At 44.9% G+C, this 18,962-nt stretch carries 13 protein-coding genes; 6 read left to right on the top strand and 7 right to left on the bottom strand.

Translation table 11 applies throughout. The features are described from left to right. The first annotated feature begins 101 nt into the window (after window positions 1-101). From NBH16_RS08270 to rplS, 3 genes are all read left to right on the top strand, one after another. Window positions 102-2,738: a TonB-dependent receptor domain-containing protein gene (locus NBH16_RS08270; RefSeq protein WP_122382864.1), complete on the top strand. Its 2,637-nt coding sequence runs from the start codon at window positions 102-104 to the stop codon at window positions 2,736-2,738. Between the two features lie 5 nt (window positions 2,739-2,743). Further along, the gene (locus NBH16_RS08265) at window positions 2,744-3,760 is read left to right on the top strand and encodes a DUF4249 domain-containing protein (RefSeq protein ID WP_250788360.1); all 1,017 of its coding nucleotides are present in this window, start codon (window positions 2,744-2,746) and stop codon (window positions 3,758-3,760) included. A gap of 137 nt (window positions 3,761-3,897) precedes the next feature. Beyond that, window positions 3,898-4,245: a 50S ribosomal protein L19 gene (gene rplS / locus NBH16_RS08260; RefSeq protein WP_005854040.1), complete on the top strand. Its 348-nt coding sequence runs from the start codon at window positions 3,898-3,900 to the stop codon at window positions 4,243-4,245. A gap of 185 nt (window positions 4,246-4,430) precedes the next feature. Here the strand turns inward: rplS and NBH16_RS08255 are convergent, their stop codons facing one another. The 7 genes from NBH16_RS08255 to NBH16_RS08225 form a co-directional block, all read right to left on the bottom strand. Then, window positions 4,431-6,035 (bottom strand): InlB B-repeat-containing protein, encoded by a 1,605-nt coding sequence (locus NBH16_RS08255; protein WP_229103457.1) that lies wholly within the window; start codon window positions 6,033-6,035, stop codon window positions 4,431-4,433. Window positions 6,036-6,040: 5 nt separating this feature from the next. Further along, the gene (locus NBH16_RS08250; protein WP_122297447.1) at window positions 6,041-10,273 is read right to left on the bottom strand and encodes a leucine-rich repeat protein; all 4,233 of its coding nucleotides are present in this window, start codon (window positions 10,271-10,273) and stop codon (window positions 6,041-6,043) included. Between the two features lie 157 nt (window positions 10,274-10,430). Further along, window positions 10,431-10,622 (bottom strand): hypothetical protein, encoded by a 192-nt coding sequence (locus tag NBH16_RS08245; protein ID WP_199486268.1) that lies wholly within the window; start codon window positions 10,620-10,622, stop codon window positions 10,431-10,433. Between the two features lie 446 nt (window positions 10,623-11,068). Then, complete coding sequence (locus NBH16_RS08240; RefSeq protein ID WP_122297446.1) at window positions 11,069-11,800, bottom strand: DUF3990 domain-containing protein; 732 nt, start codon at window positions 11,798-11,800, stop codon at window positions 11,069-11,071. Then, entirely contained in the window at window positions 11,794-12,072 is a 279-nt protein-coding gene (locus tag NBH16_RS08235) for a DUF3791 domain-containing protein (RefSeq protein ID WP_005867148.1), read from the bottom strand. The genes NBH16_RS08240 and NBH16_RS08235 overlap by 7 nt, the downstream gene beginning before the upstream one ends. A 145-nt stretch (window positions 12,073-12,217) precedes the next feature. Beyond that, the gene (locus NBH16_RS08230; RefSeq protein WP_196009832.1) at window positions 12,218-14,287 is read right to left on the bottom strand and encodes an outer membrane beta-barrel protein; all 2,070 of its coding nucleotides are present in this window, start codon (window positions 14,285-14,287) and stop codon (window positions 12,218-12,220) included. 125 nt (window positions 14,288-14,412) lie between these two features. Continuing rightward, window positions 14,413-16,101 (bottom strand): helix-turn-helix transcriptional regulator, encoded by a 1,689-nt coding sequence (locus NBH16_RS08225; protein ID WP_227793801.1) that lies wholly within the window; start codon window positions 16,099-16,101, stop codon window positions 14,413-14,415. A gap of 117 nt (window positions 16,102-16,218) precedes the next feature. Here NBH16_RS08225 and NBH16_RS08220 point away from each other — a divergent pair, with 117 nt between their 5' ends. The 3 genes from NBH16_RS08220 to NBH16_RS08210 all read left to right on the top strand — a co-directional run bounded on the left by NBH16_RS08220 (window position 16,219) and on the right by NBH16_RS08210 (window position 18,719). Further along, window positions 16,219-17,400: a sensor histidine kinase gene (locus NBH16_RS08220; RefSeq protein ID WP_250788357.1), complete on the top strand. Its 1,182-nt coding sequence runs from the start codon at window positions 16,219-16,221 to the stop codon at window positions 17,398-17,400. Beyond that, window positions 17,397-18,158, top strand: a complete 762-nt coding sequence (locus NBH16_RS08215) for a LytR/AlgR family response regulator transcription factor (RefSeq protein WP_250788355.1) — start codon at window positions 17,397-17,399, stop codon at window positions 18,156-18,158. Before NBH16_RS08220 ends, NBH16_RS08215 begins: the two co-directional genes overlap by 4 nt. Before the next feature lie 123 nt (window positions 18,159-18,281). Beyond that, window positions 18,282-18,719, top strand: a complete 438-nt coding sequence (locus tag NBH16_RS08210; RefSeq protein WP_211738375.1) for a LytR/AlgR family response regulator transcription factor — start codon at window positions 18,282-18,284, stop codon at window positions 18,717-18,719. Window positions 18,720-18,962: the final 243 nt, after the last annotated feature.

The following is an 18,962-nucleotide window of genomic DNA, read 5'->3' as shown; positions in this document are numbered from 1 at the left end:
TTATTACTCTCCAAAAATAAGAAAATATCGCAATAGTAACGTGAATTGTGATAGGGGTTTTTACTATCTTTCCTGTCTCGTAATAAAAAATGAAGTACTTCATGAAGCTAATACTACTCATAATCTTGATTATCTTCGGCTTTCAATCAAGCGCTTGGGGACAAGCGCCGACTCTCAGTATCGAGGCTAAACAAGAGCCGATCCAAGAAATCATGAAAAAAATAGAGCATCAAACAGGCATGACATTCTCCTACGATCCTTCTATTCTCAAAGGCATTTCCCGGATTACATTCAAATCTGATAACCAATCCATATCGGAATGCCTTACCCGGCTATTCCAAAAGCTCCCTCTGTCTTATCAGATAAACGGTACCCACATCATCTTGAAGAAACGCCCCCGCTCAGTAACCATCAGCGGATTCGTACGGGATAAAGCGACTACGGAGTATCTAATCGGGGCCTCCGTTTATGACTCCCGCACACAAAGGGGCACGGCTACCAATAACCACGGTTTCTTCAGTCTAACCTTACCGGTCGGGGTAGTCCGTCTGGAGACTTCCTACATCGGATACGGACGTTTCTCACATACATTCCAACCGCTCGAACGGGATACCGTGATGGAAATTCTGCTGGAAAGCGGTGAAGCATTGGCCGAAGTTGTCGTTACCGGTAGTAATGACACACAAAACCCGATACAAGCCCCTCAGATGGGAACGATTAAAATAACCCGGAAGATGATCAAGACCATCCCGACCTTATTCGGTGAGGCCGATGTGATCAAAGCCCTGCAAACCCAACCCGGCGTATCAGCCGGAACGGAAGGATTAGCCGGGATGTATGTCCGTGGGGGGAATGGAGACGAGAACCTGTATATGATAGACGGAATCCAACTGTATCAGGTCAATCATCTCGGAGGACTTTTCTCCGCTTTCAACGCCGAGGCTTTGAAAGATGTGGATTTTTATAAATCCGCTTTCCCCGCCCGCTATGGGGGAAGGCTTTCCAGCGTAGTGGATGTGCATACTAAAGATGGCAATATGAAAGTGTACCATGGTAGCACCATGCTGGGATTGACCTCCGGTAACTTAAATTTCGAAGGGCCGATCATTAAAGACCGGACTTCGTTCAACGCCTCCTTCCGTCGCTCTTGGCTGGATGCCTTGTCCGCACCGGGTTTGGCGATCTACAATAAAATTCAGAAAAAGAAGGGGGAGAAATTCAGCGCACGCTATGCTTTTACCGATCTGAACCTAAAAGTGAACCACCATATCAATGACCGGAGCCAAGCTTACGTTAATTTCTATTTCGGACAGGATTTCCTAAAAGGAGGAAGTTCCGAGTTCTCCGTAGGTGATGATATAACCCCTTTCGAGAACAAGGACTTTGGAAAGATGCGCTGGGGTAACATCGCATTATCTTCCGGCTGGTCGTATGTGTTTAACAACAAGATGTTCGGTACCGTCACCTTGGCTTATTCCCATTATCAATCCAAACTAAAACAAGAGACTTCACAATACTACGGAACCGAGGGTGACAAAGATTATTCTTCACGTTTTATCGAGACCTCAACCCGAAACGGTATCAATGATTTCGGAGTCCATGCGAACTTCGACTATATTCCTACCCCGGCACATCATATCCGTTATGGCACCGACTATCTTTACCATCGTTTCAGCCCGGAATATATCGAGGAAAAGACCTCCGAGAATTTGTCTCCGACCAAACGAACTACCGGAGACGAGCGCCTTTCAGCGAATGAGTTGGCTGTTTTCGCCGAAGATGACTGGGCGATATCTCCCATTGTCCGGGTTAACGCCGGATTACGCCTGAACATGTATAATATACAAAAGAAGACATATGTCTCCTTAGACCCTCGTTTATCCGTACGCTTCCTGCTCACGAGGAATCTAAGCCTTAAGACCTCATACGCCCGGATGAATCAATACGTACATCAGATCAGCGAAAGTTATATGAGTCTCCCTACCGATATGTGGATGCCGGTCAGCAAGAAGCTGAAGCCATTGGAGAGTGATCAAGTATCCGTCGGCGCTTATTACAATTTACACAAAGACTATTCCTTCGCGGTGGAAGGTTATCATAAATGGATGAATCACCTACTGGATTATAAAGATGGTTACAACTTCTTACCCTCGTTCGTCGGTTGGGAGGAGAAACTGGCCGCCGGTAAGGGGTGGGCCTACGGAGCGGAGTTTATCGCCCGGAAAGAGACGGGGCGTATAACAGGATGGATCGGATACGGACTAATGTGGAGCGACCGGCAGTTCGACGAGATTAATAATGGCAAACGTTTCCCCGCGAAATACGATAACCGCCATAAGCTGAATATCGTCGCAAACTGGAAGATCAACGAGAAATTGGAACTGACCGGAAGCTGGACTTTCATGACCGGAAACCGGGTTACGGTGGCATTCGAGAATTACGAGGATTTGGGCCTCACTCCTGTCCCTCCGCTCTTACCGGAAGGAGGCTTGGACTATTTCACGGAGCGTAATAACGTACGTCTCCCCGCTTACCACCGCTTAGATCTGGGGATTAATATTTATCGACCTAAAAAGAACGGCCATCTCGGTATCTGGAATATCAGCGTATATAACGCTTATTGCCAGATGAACCCGATAACTATCCATAAGCGGTCTTGGATAAACTACAGCCATTATTTCGAGACGTTATCGCTCTTACCGATCATTCCGTCTATATCATATACTTATAAATTCTAAAGAACATGAAACCTATATTCTATTTATCAATCTTATTATCCAGCCTGCTCCTAACCTCCTGCTACAGGAAGTTTGACCTAGAGGAATATCGTACTACACCGAAAATGGTGATCAACTCGGCCTTCTCGCCGGATACAGTCGTAATGGCCAGCATATCCCGCACATGGTTTCACTCAGAGAGCAAGCCGGACGTGACGATTCGAAACGCCAAGGTGGAATTATACATAGACGGGATCTTCAAGGAGGAGATGCCTTGGAAAGAATATTCCTATTGGAAATCTTCTCGTTGGCTCGGAGAGGATCGAGGTGGATGGGTAACAGATACGCTTTATATATCGAATACGGTTCCACAGCCCGGACAAACCGTAAAGATTGTAGCTTCCACCCCGGAATATGGAACAGCCTCGGCGGAAGATAAGATTCCTTCCAAGACCGAAATCAAAGGCCTGCGCATAATTCCCCGTAAAGAAGCTACCGGCAACGGCGGTACCCTTGTCGATGGAGATGGGAATATCTCCTACATAGAAGAAAACGATGTGCTTATCTATCAAATCACTTTCCAAGATACCCCGGGTAAATCAAATTACTATTCTCTACAGATATGGGGAGATGACGACCATCTTGGTGTCCTGTTGGACTTCTCCGTAGATCCCGTATTCACGCAGCAACAAGGTATCTTGGATGAGGTTTTCGGCTCCTCGATGGTAAATTGGCGGGGACGGGTATTTTCCGACGAGCTGTTCGACGGAAAGGAATACACATTGCAAGTAAAAGAACAACTCAGGTCCGATACTAAATATTATACCAAACGCCATATTCGTTTATATTCCCTGTCCAAACCCTATTACCAATATCTGCTATCTTTACAAAACATCGAGAATGAAGGTATCATGGGCGGACTTACGAATGTAGGTCTGGCCGAGCCTGTCCGGATCTACAGCAATGTGGAAGGAGGAACGGGAATCGCTGGTGGATGTCAATGGTTTGAATCCTTGGTAGACATAAAAGATTTAATCAAATAGCGAGCAAAAAAGCATCTATCTATTGCGAATCAAATATTTATTTCGTTACTTTGCACCCGCTTTACGTAATCTCTGTCGGGAAATGTAGCCCGTTAAATTGCGTTTCATTATAAATTACAATTAAAAAGCTATAAACAATGGATTTAATTAAGATTGCAGAAGAAGCGTTCGCTACGAAGAAGGAACTTCCTTCATTCAAGAGTGGTGATACGATCACGGTAGCTTACCGTATCAAAGAGGGTAACAAAGAGCGTATCCAGCAGTATCGCGGTGTTGTTATCCGTATCTCCGGTCACGGCGACAAAAAACGTTTCACAGTTCGTAAGATGTCTGAGAACGTAGGTGTAGAGAGAATTTTCCCGATCGAATCTCCGTTTATCGAAAGCATCACGGTTAACAAAGTCGGTAAAGTACGTCGTGCTAAATTGTACTACTTGCGTGCCCTTACCGGTAAGAAAGCAAGAATCAAAGAAAAGAGAGTCTAATCTCTCCGATTCTATTGCCATACGAAAAGCCATCCAGCGGAATGCCGGATGGCTTTTTGTTTATCGTTTCTTACAATGCCTATCGTAAGCATCTAACAATGCCCATTCAAAGGAGCTTACGATGGGCATTATAAGAACCTTAGAATGGGCATTGAAAGAATCATATATCCAAATCACGCCACGGACTACCGTCCGGAGGACAATTTACAGACGATACGAGTACCATCCGTTGCCTCGATAACGAGAAGTAAGGGGCTACGTATGGATAAGCGATAGATATCACCTTGTTCCATTTGGCCGTTAGTACCTAATAAGTCCCCCTCGAACGAATAAACCATCAATCTACGGATCGCTTGGCGAGCAGTCACGCAGAGTTGGTTCCCGGAGAAAGCGATCGTGACTAGTTCCTCCCTAGCGATCGTCTCATTGGCCACCGTACCTTTGGTATACACCGCACGAATAGCGGGCAAGACCGCACGTAGGATATTGACATCGAAATCATAATGCAAGGCTTTCGACAATAACTGATCCAGCAAGTACCATCCCATAAAGGTATGGTCTACGATCGGCTCGGCCTTCAAGTTAATGACATCGCCTCGATAGCGAGTCACTTCCGCCCAACCGTTCTCTCCACCCTCTACTTCCAAGTCAACGGGTAATTCCCGAAATTTAGCCTCTAGCTTACCCATATCTTTACCGATCAAGATCTCATGGCTCATCTCCGCTTCCGGGATAAACACGCCATCCAAATACCAACCTTCAAAAGCATAACCCGGTTTTGGCATCGCGATGATCTCGACCGTTTGGCCGGGAATGGCTTCGCCTATCACTTCCACCTCGCCGCCTTTCTCCGTAGATGAAGGATCATCCGGATTCGGCCCGGGTACGATCTCCACCTCATCCACCGGTGCCTCTCTCTTCTTGAAACGAGCCTCGATCGTAGTGGTTCGCTTACTAATAGTCAACGTATAAGAGATGTCGGTAGACAGGCACATACCCGCCTCATCATACCAGCCGATAAAGTCATAGTCTTTCGTAGGCGAGGCGATCACGGTCACCTCATCCCCTAACTCATAGATACCGTTTCCGCTTTGCGATACATAGCCGGCCTCCGGATCGGAAGTGTTTACGTAAAGGCAATACCCGATCTCCGGCTCGATAGGACTTTGCGGCTTCCAGTCGTACACGGCCCGCAGGTACACATGCTTGCCCGGCATGGTGAAGCGATAGGTTGTCTCTTCCGATACATTCTTCCCATCGCTCTCCCAATGGTCGAACACATAATCGGGATAAGCATGGGCGATAAGTGTCACCTCTTTGCCATTCTCATAAATACCTTGGCCACTCTGTTCTACCCATCCGGCCATGGAAGGAGCGACGGTCGTAATCAGATTATAATAACCATCTCCCGGCTCCGATGGATTCTCCTTCGGGTTAAAACGTAGCTTGGCAATCAAGCGAGCGTTTTTCTCCGTAAGGGTGAAGGTATATTCCGAGAGGCCGGACAATTCTTCTCCATCAGCGGACTGCCAAGCCACAAACTCATAATCCGTATGCGGATAGGCCCGTACCGTTACTTCCGTACCCGTATCATAAATGCCGGAGGGATTCGTTTGCTCCAAATAAGCGGATCCGTGGGGATCCGTGGAGAGTAAGAGCGTTAGTTTCCCCGGCTCCGGTGGAGGAGTCGGATTGAACTCATCCTGCGCATAGACTTGCCCGATGGATCCTCCGAGGAAGATCCAAAGAGACAAAGCCATCGTAATATATCGAAACAATCGTTTTCTCATAGCGATTACCATTTAATGGAACAAGTCTGACGCTCGCCCGCTTTTGTCGTCCATGTCATGTAATAAATACCAGACTGAGGTAGGGCCATACGTACCTCACCATCCGTCACTTTACCAGCGAAATGAATACGACCCGCCGCATCGCATACACTCAAAGTTTCCACATCACGCAAGCCGGACACGATCAACAAGCCTTCTCGCACGTTCCAGCGAATCGACGCATCGATTGCCTCAACAGAAGTCACCACATCGCTTCTCAGCTCAAAGCGGTCAGAGAGGGTTCCAGCCTCGGCCTCGAAGGTATAAGCCTCTTGGTTCAGGTCGCATACGGCACCCGTCTGCTTATCCACTAACTGAATACCTTTGCCAATCCTCTCTTTCAATGAGATCGTATAGCTTCCCTTAGCAGGCAGGACACATCCAAGGCGTACCACGCCATCCGCTACCGGACGCTCGTTGATAGCCAATCGATTCCCTTGCGTATCCAAGCTATAGAAAGAGGCGGCCTCCGCATTCGGACTGCCGAACTTGGCAGCATCAAGACCGATCTCATACTCCAGCGAGGCAGCCTCGTTGAATACCACACGGGTACGGTCGCTTGCCTTCTCGCCTGCCAACAGCAGGTTGACAACTTGACGGTTATCCACACTACGTAACGCTGAAGCTGCTTGCGTTTCCCTCGGCAGGGCAGCCACACGGCCCTCCGGATTGAATACTAAGTTGGAAGTCTTCTTTTGTACGAAGAAGGCCGTAAGCGGTGCCAGATAGACATCCTTATCATCCTGCGTATAATACTCGTAGTTATTCAAATCGGGAGACCAAACCGTCACCGTAGCGTCCAATCCATCAGCGAACAATCGCTCCACGCTATAATAGGCGGGATACGGATTCCCCACGAAGTTCCAATTGGCATTCATGGCATTATCCGAGGCGTAGGTATTCAACGGAATCGCCACGCTCGCCCGATTAAGGAGGGCTTTCATATCACCGGTCTGGGTAGTAAATCCATCGGCCATCGTATCGTCGCTATTGAATTGGATAATATATCCCTTATTTGCCTTCAAGGTCTCCGAGTCGCAAAGCTGTCGCCAAGACTCACCCACTCCCTTATCGGCACGAGACTTGCCATCGTATTCCCGTACGACAAAGCGAGCGTCGCTGCTTGTCAGCTTGATCTCGGACATCTTCAAGTCGTAGGGAAAGGATACGAAATGCCAATAGTTACTCCAAGTATCCCAATTGCAGGTGATCTCATCGGCCTGTATATCGGAATTGACCAGCAAGGAAGCGTCCCGATAGTAAGCGAAGCTCTTCAGCTTCCAAGCCTCGTTACCCTCAACGGTGAGGCTACCAAAACGAAGAAGAACGGCTATACCTTCGACTTTCATACCATCAGTGAATGTAACATTCTCATGAATAGACAGCTCTGAATCGATCAACCGATGCATAATCATTCGATCTTTAGATCCGGCCTTTATAGTCAACTCTATATCAGAAGAAATAAATTGATAAGGACCACTCCAAGAATCTTCCGCATCAAACCAGCCCCAGAATTTCTTAGAGGTATCCGTAGACATCACACCCTTAACCGTGACGGATTTACCATCATTGCCTACTTTTTCCACAATGCAATAACCACCATCATAACCAGGGTAAAAATCGATACGTATAAACTTACCTACAAGCACTTTATCCTCTTTACCGACCGTATAAGTATATGTAATATCATCGCAGACCTTTGTATCACCATCGTACCAACCATCAAACAAATGGACATATTTCTTATAATTTTCAGACCAAAAATCATCATGGCAAATAGCTTTCAAGGTCACTTTATCTCCTTCCTCATACGCACCTCCACCTTCTATTCTTCCATAATTCTCATCATTAGAAGTTGCCGTAATTATCTGTCCGAATCCGACAATGTTATCGCCAAAAACAGACCAACATTCATCCGCCTTATAGGTATCTATCAAATTTTTCGTCACATAGACCTTACAATTGGTTTTATCTACAGAAGAAAAAGGATCCTCAGTAGTCAAACTAACCATCTTTGGCGATCTTAATGTGATAGAAGACACCTTGGCAGAAGAGAAGGCTTTACTATCAATAGAACTCAAAGTAGCAGGAAATGATAAATCGCCGCTAATCGAACAATTAGCGAAAGCATTACTTCCAATATAACCCAAGGCTGTATTCGAAAAGTCCACAGAAATAACGCCCGTATTAGAGAATGCGGATGATCCAATGCCCTCCAAGCTGTTCGGAAGTTTCAATGCGGCAGGAACACAAGAACTACCAGAGAATGCATCATGTCCTATCTGTTGAAGCCCCAACAATGTAGAGAAATCCATTTTTTGTAAATTAGGGCAATACGCAAAAGAACTAGCCCCTATACTTTGTATAGATTCAGGCATATTCACCTTGCTTAAAACAGGTAGAGAGCAAAAAGCATTATACCCTATTTCTTCTATTGTATTCGGAAGGATCACCTCTTCTAAATTAGATAAGATATTCTTACCATAATGGTTTGGATCATGAAAGAAGGCATTATCAGGCAAGTAATTATTCTCAATCATTGCTTTGCTTAAATCAATATTTTGAAGTGATTTCATTTGCTTAATAACATCAAAATCAGACGCATTAATAGGTCCTAAAATTATCAGTTTCTGAATAGTTGACACAGATATATTTAGATTACTTAACTTTGAGGCAAGTGTACCTGCAGCATCCAAAGATATCAATATCGGATCTGCATTAGTTTCCACTATATAACTTTCGTTCCAATATGCAGCGTTCCTATATACATCAGCCGAACCTTTGGGAACATACACATAAGCATCCTTTAATCCTATCGATTGAGAAAGACCAATAGGAGTAGCAGATTGCATAGTTATCCTTGTTCCATAATAAGCAAATGGAAGATATTCCTCTCCACAAAAGGTCTCACCCTTTATCGTCAATACAGATTTTGGTATAATCAATTCTTTTAATGATCTATTAATTTGAAAAGAATGCTCTCCCAATGTTTTTACACTAGAGGGAATGGTATAAACTACATCCTTCTTTCCTTTTGGATAGAGCAATAAAGTTGCTTTATCAACTACAAAAAGAACACCATCGATAGAAGTATAAAAGCCGTTATCGATTACGACTTCTTCCAAAGCTGGGCAGTTGTCAAAAGCTCCTATATTCAGCGTATTCAAGGAGGCACAATTGCTAAAATCTACCTTTTTTAGGTTTTGACAATAACGAAACGTACCCTCCGAAATCACCGTAAGCTGTGTGCTTTTACTGAAATCGATACTAGTTATAGCATCATTGTTATAAAACGCATCCCTTCCTAGTTGTTGGATACCTGAAGCAAAAACAATATCACCGGCCAAAGCACAACCACTAAAGGCTCTTTCGCCAATCTCTTTTAAAGCTGTCAATTGTGAGAAATCGAAATCGGATAATTGAGAGATAGAATAATTACTATTAAACGCACTTTCTCCAATCGTAGTTAATGCCGTACATTCCTCCAAACTAACGCTCTTCAGATTCGAACAATCGGAAAATACATAAGAATCCAAAATTGCCAATGCCGTACAATTAGACAAGTCTACTGTCCGCAAAGAGGAACAATATCGAAACGCATAGGTTCCTATATTCGACAACTTTCCGCATCCCGATAAATTAACCGTTTGTAAATTACTACAACGATAAAAGGCATTACTCCTTATTCCAACTAAACTCGTACAGGCCGATAAATCAAGATCCCGTAAGCCGGAACATTCATAAAACGCTCTATATTCTATTGATCGCAATTGAGTGGCTTTTGAGAAATCAAATTCCGTGAGGTTATTGCAACCCGAGAAAGCCCCTTCATCTATCATTTCAAGAGCTTCCGAGAATATCACTTTTTGAAGAGTTAATTTATTTTGGAATGCCTCTCTCGGAATACTTTGAAGTTCTTCACGTACACTCTCATTCCAATAGGCAGTTTTCGGCAACTCCGTCACCCCACTCATATCCAAAACTTGGAGCATATTCATTTGCTCCTTCATCGTCTTAAAGTCCTCCGCTCTCAGTAGGCCATTTACTTTCAAGCTCGTTACCTTGCCCACATCCGCTCCTAGCTCGGATGCCAGCGTATTGGTAGAGGTCAGTGTTACCTCCTTCACCAATTGTGCATATACACTACTACTTATCCCAAGTCCTACGAGAAAAGCAAAAAGAAAGAAAAGTTTTTTCATACTCATTCTATTTGAATTAATAATTGATTTACCCTGCAACCATCAACTCCTCCTTATCATCTACACAAAGAAAAAGCGCGAGGCTTATGCCATCGTCACCTATATCATGGTATCCCCATACCTTTATCCCGGTAACGAACAGCAGCCCCACGCTTCATTATAGGATGCTCCTCTCGAAGTAACTATAACAAGCATGGGCGTCTGTCGTATTATACCGGGATATGAAATTGGGGATTTCTGATATAGGTATAATATCTTTTAACGCCTTTTCCACGAAAACGAACCCGCCGAGCTTCCACTCTAACGGCTCGGTACAAAGTACGGAATTTCCCATGAATCCCGCAAACATCCATGCGAATATTTAGAATTCCTCATCCAATCCATAAGGACAAAAGCCAAAACAAACCGAAACAAATGTCTCTTGAACCGTATAGGAAATTCCTCACTACCTAATATATACTTTATTCAGCGACAGCGAACGCTCGTTCGGCGGCGGTGAATATATATTCGGCGGCAGCGAATGATCGTTCGCCGCCGCTGAACGAAGAAGGCAGACTTATCTTTCAAAGAATAAAACAGTTATAAAGCAAGAATACAAGTAACTCCTTAAAACTATCGACAACAACTCCCTAAGCAGACCGACATCATCTCCCTAAGTAGAGCGACATCTACTTACTAAGTAAAGGGGGGGTCTACTTAGTAAGCAGAGGGGGTATCTACTTACTAAGCTGATGGAGATCTGCTTACTAAGTAGTTTTCCAACTGCTATCCACATTCCTTGGAACATTCAAGACACTAGCCCTGCTTATCTTGCAGCTCTCGTATGATTTCGTCAAGAATGTAGAGATCGCTTTTTAAAAGCAAATCTCCATTCCGTAATGTTAGGCATTTATAAGTATCACTATTATAAAAAAGGTCTAATGCTTTATCGGTAGAAATACGCAAACGAGACGCAAGCAGTTCGATAACTCCCCTATATTTACCCTGCATAACCGTATCAGCCGCACCAGGGACAACAAGTGGAGCAGATGTTTTAGGTAAAAGAAACGCTTCCGTAAAGCAGAGGCAACGATCTATGATCTCTTGGTTAATTATGCAAATATGGTTATTAGGCTCTTGATGGATAAGACGAGCCAAGGCCTCCTCGCGTGTATAATCCCCACGCATATAAAGGTCAATCGTACGAATCACACGGTCATCCGCTATACCTCCTTCTATCATGTCATAAGCTGACCACAAATTTCGACCTTGACGACAGGCCACTACAAAGTCTAACCAATCAGCATCATAAGTTTCGAAACATAAATAGCGATATGGCAAGACACGACAGACATCCATATCCAAAGAATAAACATTCAGCCAAGCCTCATCCTTATGACGTACCTCTGCTGTACGAAGTGCCCAACGAACTGCCTGTTCTTTCAAGTCCGTAACATAGAACCCGATTCCAAAATCCAGATTAGGCCGGCAAACCCCAGCCAAAGGCTCCTCTATGCGGCAAGTGGAACCATGATAAACCGTCAACATAGTGTTTTCCCTTTCTCTTCAATACTCCGGAAGGGTTTATATCCGTCCGGGAGCCATTGAGGATCACGATAGTAAATATATTCTAGGATGGAGTCTACGATATATGATTTCCCTTGCGTATGCAAGGTATCGTAATAAGAGCGGATATAGCCATTGATCGCTCCTAGTTCCTTCAGTTTATTATATACATCCGAACCATAACGCCCTAATCGTTCCGCGGTACTCTCTATGCAATAAATCATAAATTCCAGTTGCTTCTCCTCTATAGTCATAACCCTATCCTTTTTCTGGTTATAGATAACAAAGTTAGCAAATACTTTCAGTTATACAAAGACATCAAAAGTCATTTTCGTAATATAACACTCCCTTCCCTATAGGAGATATACTTCAATACCTCACGTATGAATGTACAGTAACTTACTTCCGACTATTCAATATACCCGATTCATTATCTGAATTATACAACTTACGATCCACGGATTTGTATTTGCGACCGAAATCTAAGTGGTAAGAGAATCCAATCTCGAAGCCCGGATAAATATCACCAAAACGCTGATCGGTCACATAGGGAGCGATCGCTGAATGGTTCTTACTCCGGTAACGGGCGGATGAGGTAAATTGGGTAGAGAAAGAAGCGCTTAACTGAACCTTCCCGATCCTATAACCGATACCCAACCTATTAAAACGATCGGCCTCACGACTGGTCTCACCCGAAAAACTATAGCTTCTCTTATAAATCAACAGGTTAAAATTAAAGTTCTTCACATCGCTATTCAAAGAGATCACATAGAAGGGATCCGTGTATGTATGCGAATAGCTATTTCCATTCGATTGGAAATGGTTCAAGCCTCCGGAGATATTCATGCGCAGATAATCGCCGAAGGGTGAATAATTCAAATACAGTTCCGGCGTAAAACGATGGAAACTCCGTTGGTTATCGTAGGTACGGATAAAAAGTCCCCGGCTAACGTCATACAGGGTCTCTTCCATGACCATGCGGGGCTGGTATTGGTAAGAGAAAGTAAAGCCGGCCTTGACCTTTGCCGTATTCACATGAAATTCCACGGCGTTGTTATGATATAAGAAAGGGGATAGACCCGGATTACCTCTACGAACCTGTAAGGAATCAATCCATTGCTCCACGTTACTCAACTCAGACAAGGATGGGTTTACATTGCGCAGGGTATACCGATAACGAGCGGATAATACCTCATTGATAGTATAAGTAAGTGTTACCTGCGGGCGGAAATACCACCGATTATAAGAGCCCGAGTTTTCTTGCGATAGATAATTACGGGAGGCGCCCAAACCTACGTTATAAACCAACTTCTTCCAAGTTCCTACGTATTGCGCATACATATACGATTCAGATTCCGTCATATGGGTCGTATAATCACCGGAACCGGAATATACGTTGTCCGTATAAGCCTGCGTATGTTTCAAACCGGCGGAAATGCGACCGGTCTCTAGCTCTTTCTCGTAGATACCCTCTCCGATTACCGAATAGCGCTTTCCATCTACTTTCGTATAAATATCTGTCAAAGGAATACTTTCCAGTTCTTCCCGGTAGGTATGACGGCTATCGGTATTCGAATAAGTTCCCACGACATTGACAGCCAATGATTGTTTACGTGGTAATTTCCGGAAATAATACAAGTCGAGCGAGGGACGGGTATTCAAGGATTTATTATTATCGATAAGATCGGTCGTCATCTTGCTCTCGCTATTCCTTAAAAGGGCACTGCTATAGTTATGCGGATAGTCATAATAATAAAAATTCAGCTTAGCGTTCAAGAAATAATCATCATCCTTCGTGTAGTTATAATTCGCCGTCGTAGTCCAATACATCTCATAATCCCTTCCGGGGATTCCTTCCTGTGTTCGCTGGAAGGTACCATCTGGGGTATGAAAGATTTCCTTCCGGTCTTGCCATGCCTCTTTATACCGGTGTCCGTTCGCAAAGCTGGATAAAGAGAACTCCGAACGTCCTCGGTTATACTTACCATATATATAATCTGCCATCCAAAACGTGTTTAATTGATGGCTTAAATCCACGCCGAGATTTCCTCCGGAAGTCCGCTTGATCGTTATATAATCCAAGACGATATCGATTCCTTCCCCATATCGCAAGCCGGGGTTATCGTGATATTCCACCCGTTTGATATCCTCCGGCGAGAGGGCTGCGACTTCTAAGGAAGAAGCCAACACGCCATTTATACGCAACTGAACGTTTCCATTCGCCATAGAGATACTTTTCGTATTCGGATCTACCCATAGACGAGGTAAGGACATCCGCCTTGTCAAATCCAAGCCATCCATCGAGCGCCGCACTTGGTCTTTAGAGGGGAATATAAGTTGACGGTCTTTCTTCCTTATAATCGAAGAGGCTTGAATGGTAACCTCATCCAAATCGATCGTTTTCTCCTCTTGCGCGTTTACCAAAAAGGCAACGCAAATCAATCCCACAAATAATACTTGTCTTCTCATAAAATTCAAATTTGATTCGAGACAAATGTAAGGAGGGAAACAGCTAAAATCGATTTATACAGGCAAGAAACTAAAGTGCAAGGCATTATACACATACACTGATTTACAAAGCATTAGCGAACGACTTAGAGAGAAAAGTTTATATTTGCCGTTCGAGCACTTATATTGCCGATGATATCCTCTTTCTCGTCCATACCCAGCTTATGGCGGATGTCCGTCTTGCGCTGATAGATCGTACGGACGCTTTGCTGGGTAACTACACTGATTTCCTTGGTAGAGAAGCCGGCGCATAGCAAGCAACAAAGCTGGATCTCTTTTTCCAGCAAACGCCCATCAGACAATCGGACCAGATGCGTATGGAAATTATCATAGACTGCGTCGATAATCGGATACAGGTCATCCCATACCAAAAGCGTATCTACCGGGACATCCTCGTTCGTGATACGAGTCATTTGCTGGAGCAATTCCTTATTTTGTTGCGTGGGAGTAGTCGCCATCAAGCGGATAACACCCAATTGCTGCAACAAGACCTTACGGAAAAAGGCACTATCGGGTTTCTCCTCCTCCGCTACGGATTGCTTGGACTCATTCAAGAGCTGACGCAAGGCTTCCAAACGCTCCTCCATATCAATCAAACGGTTCCTTCGGTTACGGATATATAAGAAAACTCCACCAGCTACCAATATGGAAAGCAAAGAAACGATCACCAAGATAGAGAACGTACGCTGCCGGCTCATCTCCAAGCGAAGATTTTCTCGGCGTAAACGATTTTGATCGACCAATCGTTCCCGCTCAGCCTTCTCCGTTTGGGATTTCACGGTATACAAAGAATCGCAATATTGCCCTAATCGGGAAATATCCACCGGTTTATTTTCCTTTACGCCCAATATAAATTGATAGGCATAATTCAGCGCATGCGAGGCTATATCATCACTGTGACTAAGTTCCAAGCCTAACGTATTCTTCTCGATATACTTCCGGGCAGAATCCAGTTCCCCTAGATTGATCCAAGGCATAACATAGGATCCCGGGGTCTCTCGCTCCGGATATCGTTCTTCCAACAAACGTAAATAGCTGATAGAAGCCTTGGGATTAAAGTCATACAAGAAATCCGCGTAATTGCGGGCAAAATGATGGGCATACCATTCGATATTCTTAGCCAAGGCCGAGTCCGCAGCCAAACGAAGATAATAATCCGCCGAGTCCCTCATTCGCAAGCGGCTATAACTCAACCCGGCCATATAATAGGCCATCTCCTTAAATCCAGCTTTTGGCGAGGCTTCCCATTCCTTCGAGTCTGCGATCGTTTCCCGATACAACCCCTCACCAAAGCTCAAGGAAGTCAATCGGTCATAAAAACGTACAAGGTAGGTCGAATCCGAACGGGAATAAGCGGAATCTATCGCCTCTCGGTACAAAGCACGTCTTTGTTCCAACCCCTTCCGGGAATCACCCATATAAATAGCCTTTACGAAATAAGCGGAAAGTAAAGGCTCCGAGGCATGCTCCTTATAATAATCCACGGAGTAGTCGATGAGCGAGTCGTTCACCAAGCTGCGCCCCTGCAAGAGATGAAGCCAAGCGAGCCTCCGTCCATACTCTGCCTTATCGCTATCCGAAAGAGCGGAAAGCGTTATTTGTTCCTCCAGCAGCCAGGCGGCGCTATCTAAGTTATTCTCGTTTACCAACCGGTCCGCCTCCGCAAATTTTTCCCGGACGGATTTACCGCCACAGGAAAGCAACAGGCAGACACTGGCCAGAAATATGTAGACAAACCATTTCGTCATAGCGACAGAGATCCTAATTTCCGGCAAAGGTACATTATTTTCGGAAGCCCGGGCGATTCACCGATATTTTTATCCGTTTCGTCGATTCCTTTTCCCGCTCGGATAAGGAAGCCCTATCTTTGTAAGCAGACAAAGGGTTTATCTATGTTACAATTAAAAAGAAACGACTTATTGATCGGCTTCACGATATCCGTCTTGCTTAGTATTTTCGTGAACTTCGCCCTTCTGATGCGTAAATATGAGTTCGAGACCGGAAACCCGAGCATGGGTATCCAGCCTCCGGATCGCACCATGTATTATTTGCTAATCTGGTTCTTCGTGTTCTCCTTCATCTTATTTATTGTCAACAGCTTGATGTATAAGCTCGGGGACAAGCTTCTCCGCAGGAAAGAGTATAAAAGGGTATTGCTGGTTTGCGTAACTTGTATCAGCATCGCCTACGGCATGTTTCATCTATCGCCGGTTTTGTACACGGCCATTTTCGTAGAATGGCTTGGGGAAGATGGGCCCCAGCCAGCTACCCAGGATATCATGATCCGCATCGACCGGGGCAGGATGGCTACGCAAACCATCAGGTCTGCCGAACGCCGGGGCATACCGGTACCTCCCAAGCCTTTCACGGTCCCTAACTCTTTCATGACGGAGCATCTTTTCGTCTTCCTTACGGTTATGCTAAGTTCCGTACTAATCCGCCTGTTAAGCAGCAAGCAACAAATGAAACTGGAATATGAACAATTGAAGACCGAGAAGTTACAGAATTCCTATAACGCCTTGATGGGACAAATCAACCCACATTTCTTCTTCAACTCCTTAAATGGATTGAACGCCTTGATACAGAGCGGAGAAAAACAACAGACGTTGGCTTATCTGGATGAGCTATCCAACGTCTTCCGGTATATCTTGCAAAGCAACAAGAAAGAGCTGGTTACGCTAGCGGAAGAACTTCAATTCGTAAAGGCGTATACCTATCTGCTGAGCGTGCGCTACGAGGGAAAACTATTCTTCTCCATCCAAGCGGATACCCCTTACTTACTTTGGTATCTGCCGATATTGAGCGTACTCCCCTTGATCGAGAACGCCGTAAAGCACAACGTTATCAGCAAGCAATACCCGCTACAGATCGATATCTATACCACCCATGAGGACAAACTAATCATATCCAATAAAATACATCCTAAGTCGGAAGATAGCAAAGGTAGCGGTATCGGATTGAAGAACCTATGGGGGCGCTACCGGATGCTTACCGGAAAGGACATCCAGATCTCCAACCGCAAGGAATATTTCAAGGTCACGCTTCCTTTACTTAATAAACCCATTCACTCATGAAAGCAATTATTATAGAAGATGAGACTACCGCCGTTAATAGCTTAAAGGCGATCCTAGCGCAAAATACGGTTACCCCGATCGAGGTGATCGCCGAACTGGAGAGTATCGAAGAGAGCGTGGAGTTTTTCCGGACATCGCCTCATCCGGATATCATCTTCATGGATATCCATTTAGCGGATGGATCGGCGTTCAAGATATTCGAGCAGGTGGAGATCGATGCCCCGGTAGTCTTCACTACCGCCTACGATGAGTATGCGTTACAGGCTTTTCAAGTGAGCAGTATCGATTATTTGCTGAAACCCGTCACGCTAGCCTCGCTGGAAAGGGCCTTGAATAAATTACGGCTGTTCGATACCGAGGAAAGGCTGGCGCATATCCGGCAAACGAACCGTACAATCCAGAGTCGCCACACGATCAAGAGCTTATTGATCATGCTGGCCGATAAATTCTATCCGTTACCGGTTGAGGAGATCCTTTATTTCTATACGGCCAACGAGAAAGTTACCGCCTATACCTTCGACGGAAAACAACATCCCGTAGACCGTACCCTCGACGCGTTGGGAGAGCAACTGGACGAGAGGCTTTTCTTCCGGGCCAACCGTCAATTCATCATTTCACGCAACGCCATCAAGGATATAGATCTTTGGTTCGGGAGCCGCCTGTCCGTCAACCTCACTTTACCTGTCCCCGAACGTATTATCATTAGCAAAACCAAGACCCCGGTCTTCAAGAAATGGATTCTGAGGGAGGAGGAATAATGTCTTTTCACCCCCTCCCGTAAGGCGATTCACCGACCCGATTATACCACTAATCGGCGCTTAACCTTTCTTCACCGAACTTTCCTGTTATTTCGCGGTACAACAAATAAAGGTAAAAACACTATGCTGAAATGTATCACTTTCGACGGAGACACCTCGACCCTAAACACGCTCATGGGATATTTCGAGAAACTGGACAAGGCTTTGGCCGATGTCCACCAAGTGCTGAGCAAGGAGCAAACAGAACGCCCCATCTTCGTCCGGGAGGGCAGCAAGATCATTCGCCTCCGCCGGGATGAGATCCTTTTCCTCGAGGGATACGGCGATTATGTAAAGGTACACCGTATCAATGGCAAGCCCCTGCTCACGCAAGTCAGCTTGAAGCGGTTCGAGGAGTTTCTGGACAGGAATCGTTTTTGCCGGGTACATCGCTCTTACATCGTATCCCTCTCCCACATTAATTATATCGAGCGTAAGCGGATACGTATCGGGGAGGAACTGATCCCTATCAGCGATTCGTACCTGCCCGCCTTGATGAATAATCTGGCTCTCCAAGAGTAACCAAGAGTTTCATGCGGAAGAAACTTTTGTTTCTCCGTGACAAAACTTTTGTTTCCTAGTGAAGAAACTTTAGTTTCATAGGCAGAAAACTAAAGCTTCACTTGGTAGAACTTCTCGCTTAATGTCTTTTCCTGATTTATCTAGACACTTTTTTTGTTTATAAACGTAATCAGTAGACAGTAGTTATAAAGTAATACTGATATAGTAGTCACTTCTTTTAACTTCATACTGATAACATAGACA

Origin of the sequence: Parabacteroides sp. Y3-G-102 (assembly GCF_023656845.1) — a bacterium.
Lineage (GTDB): Bacteria > Bacteroidota > Bacteroidia > Bacteroidales > Tannerellaceae > Parabacteroides > Parabacteroides distasonis.
This window is presented reverse-complemented; position numbering and strand designations above follow the sequence as displayed.

Bases quoted from the DNA above. Each gene is read 5' to 3' on its own strand.
- NBH16_RS08245 (WP_199486268.1), bottom strand. From the start codon at position 10,622: ATGTTTGCGGGATTCATGGGAAATTCCGTACTTTGTACCGAGCCGTTA.
- NBH16_RS08265 (WP_250788360.1), top strand. From the start codon at position 2,744: ATGAAACCTATATTCTATTTATCAATCTTATTATCCAGCCTGCTCCTA.
- rplS (WP_005854040.1), top strand. From the start codon at position 3,898: ATGGATTTAATTAAGATTGCAGAAGAAGCGTTCGCTACGAAGAAGGAA.
- NBH16_RS08255 (WP_229103457.1), bottom strand. From the start codon at position 6,035: ATGAGAAAACGATTGTTTCGATATATTACGATGGCTTTGTCTCTTTGG.
- NBH16_RS08270 (WP_122382864.1), top strand. From the start codon at position 102: ATGAAGCTAATACTACTCATAATCTTGATTATCTTCGGCTTTCAATCA.
- NBH16_RS08215 (WP_250788355.1), top strand. From the start codon at position 17,397: ATGAAAGCAATTATTATAGAAGATGAGACTACCGCCGTTAATAGCTTA.
- NBH16_RS08240 (WP_122297446.1), bottom strand. From the start codon at position 11,800: ATGTTGACGGTTTATCATGGTTCCACTTGCCGCATAGAGGAGCCTTTG.
- NBH16_RS08230 (WP_196009832.1), bottom strand. From the start codon at position 14,287: ATGAGAAGACAAGTATTATTTGTGGGATTGATTTGCGTTGCCTTTTTG.
- NBH16_RS08235 (WP_005867148.1), bottom strand. From the start codon at position 12,072: ATGACTATAGAGGAGAAGCAACTGGAATTTATGATTTATTGCATAGAG.
- NBH16_RS08220 (WP_250788357.1), top strand. From the start codon at position 16,219: ATGTTACAATTAAAAAGAAACGACTTATTGATCGGCTTCACGATATCC.
- NBH16_RS08250 (WP_122297447.1), bottom strand. From the start codon at position 10,273: ATGAAAAAACTTTTCTTTCTTTTTGCTTTTCTCGTAGGACTTGGGATA.
- NBH16_RS08210 (WP_211738375.1), top strand. From the start codon at position 18,282: ATGCTGAAATGTATCACTTTCGACGGAGACACCTCGACCCTAAACACG.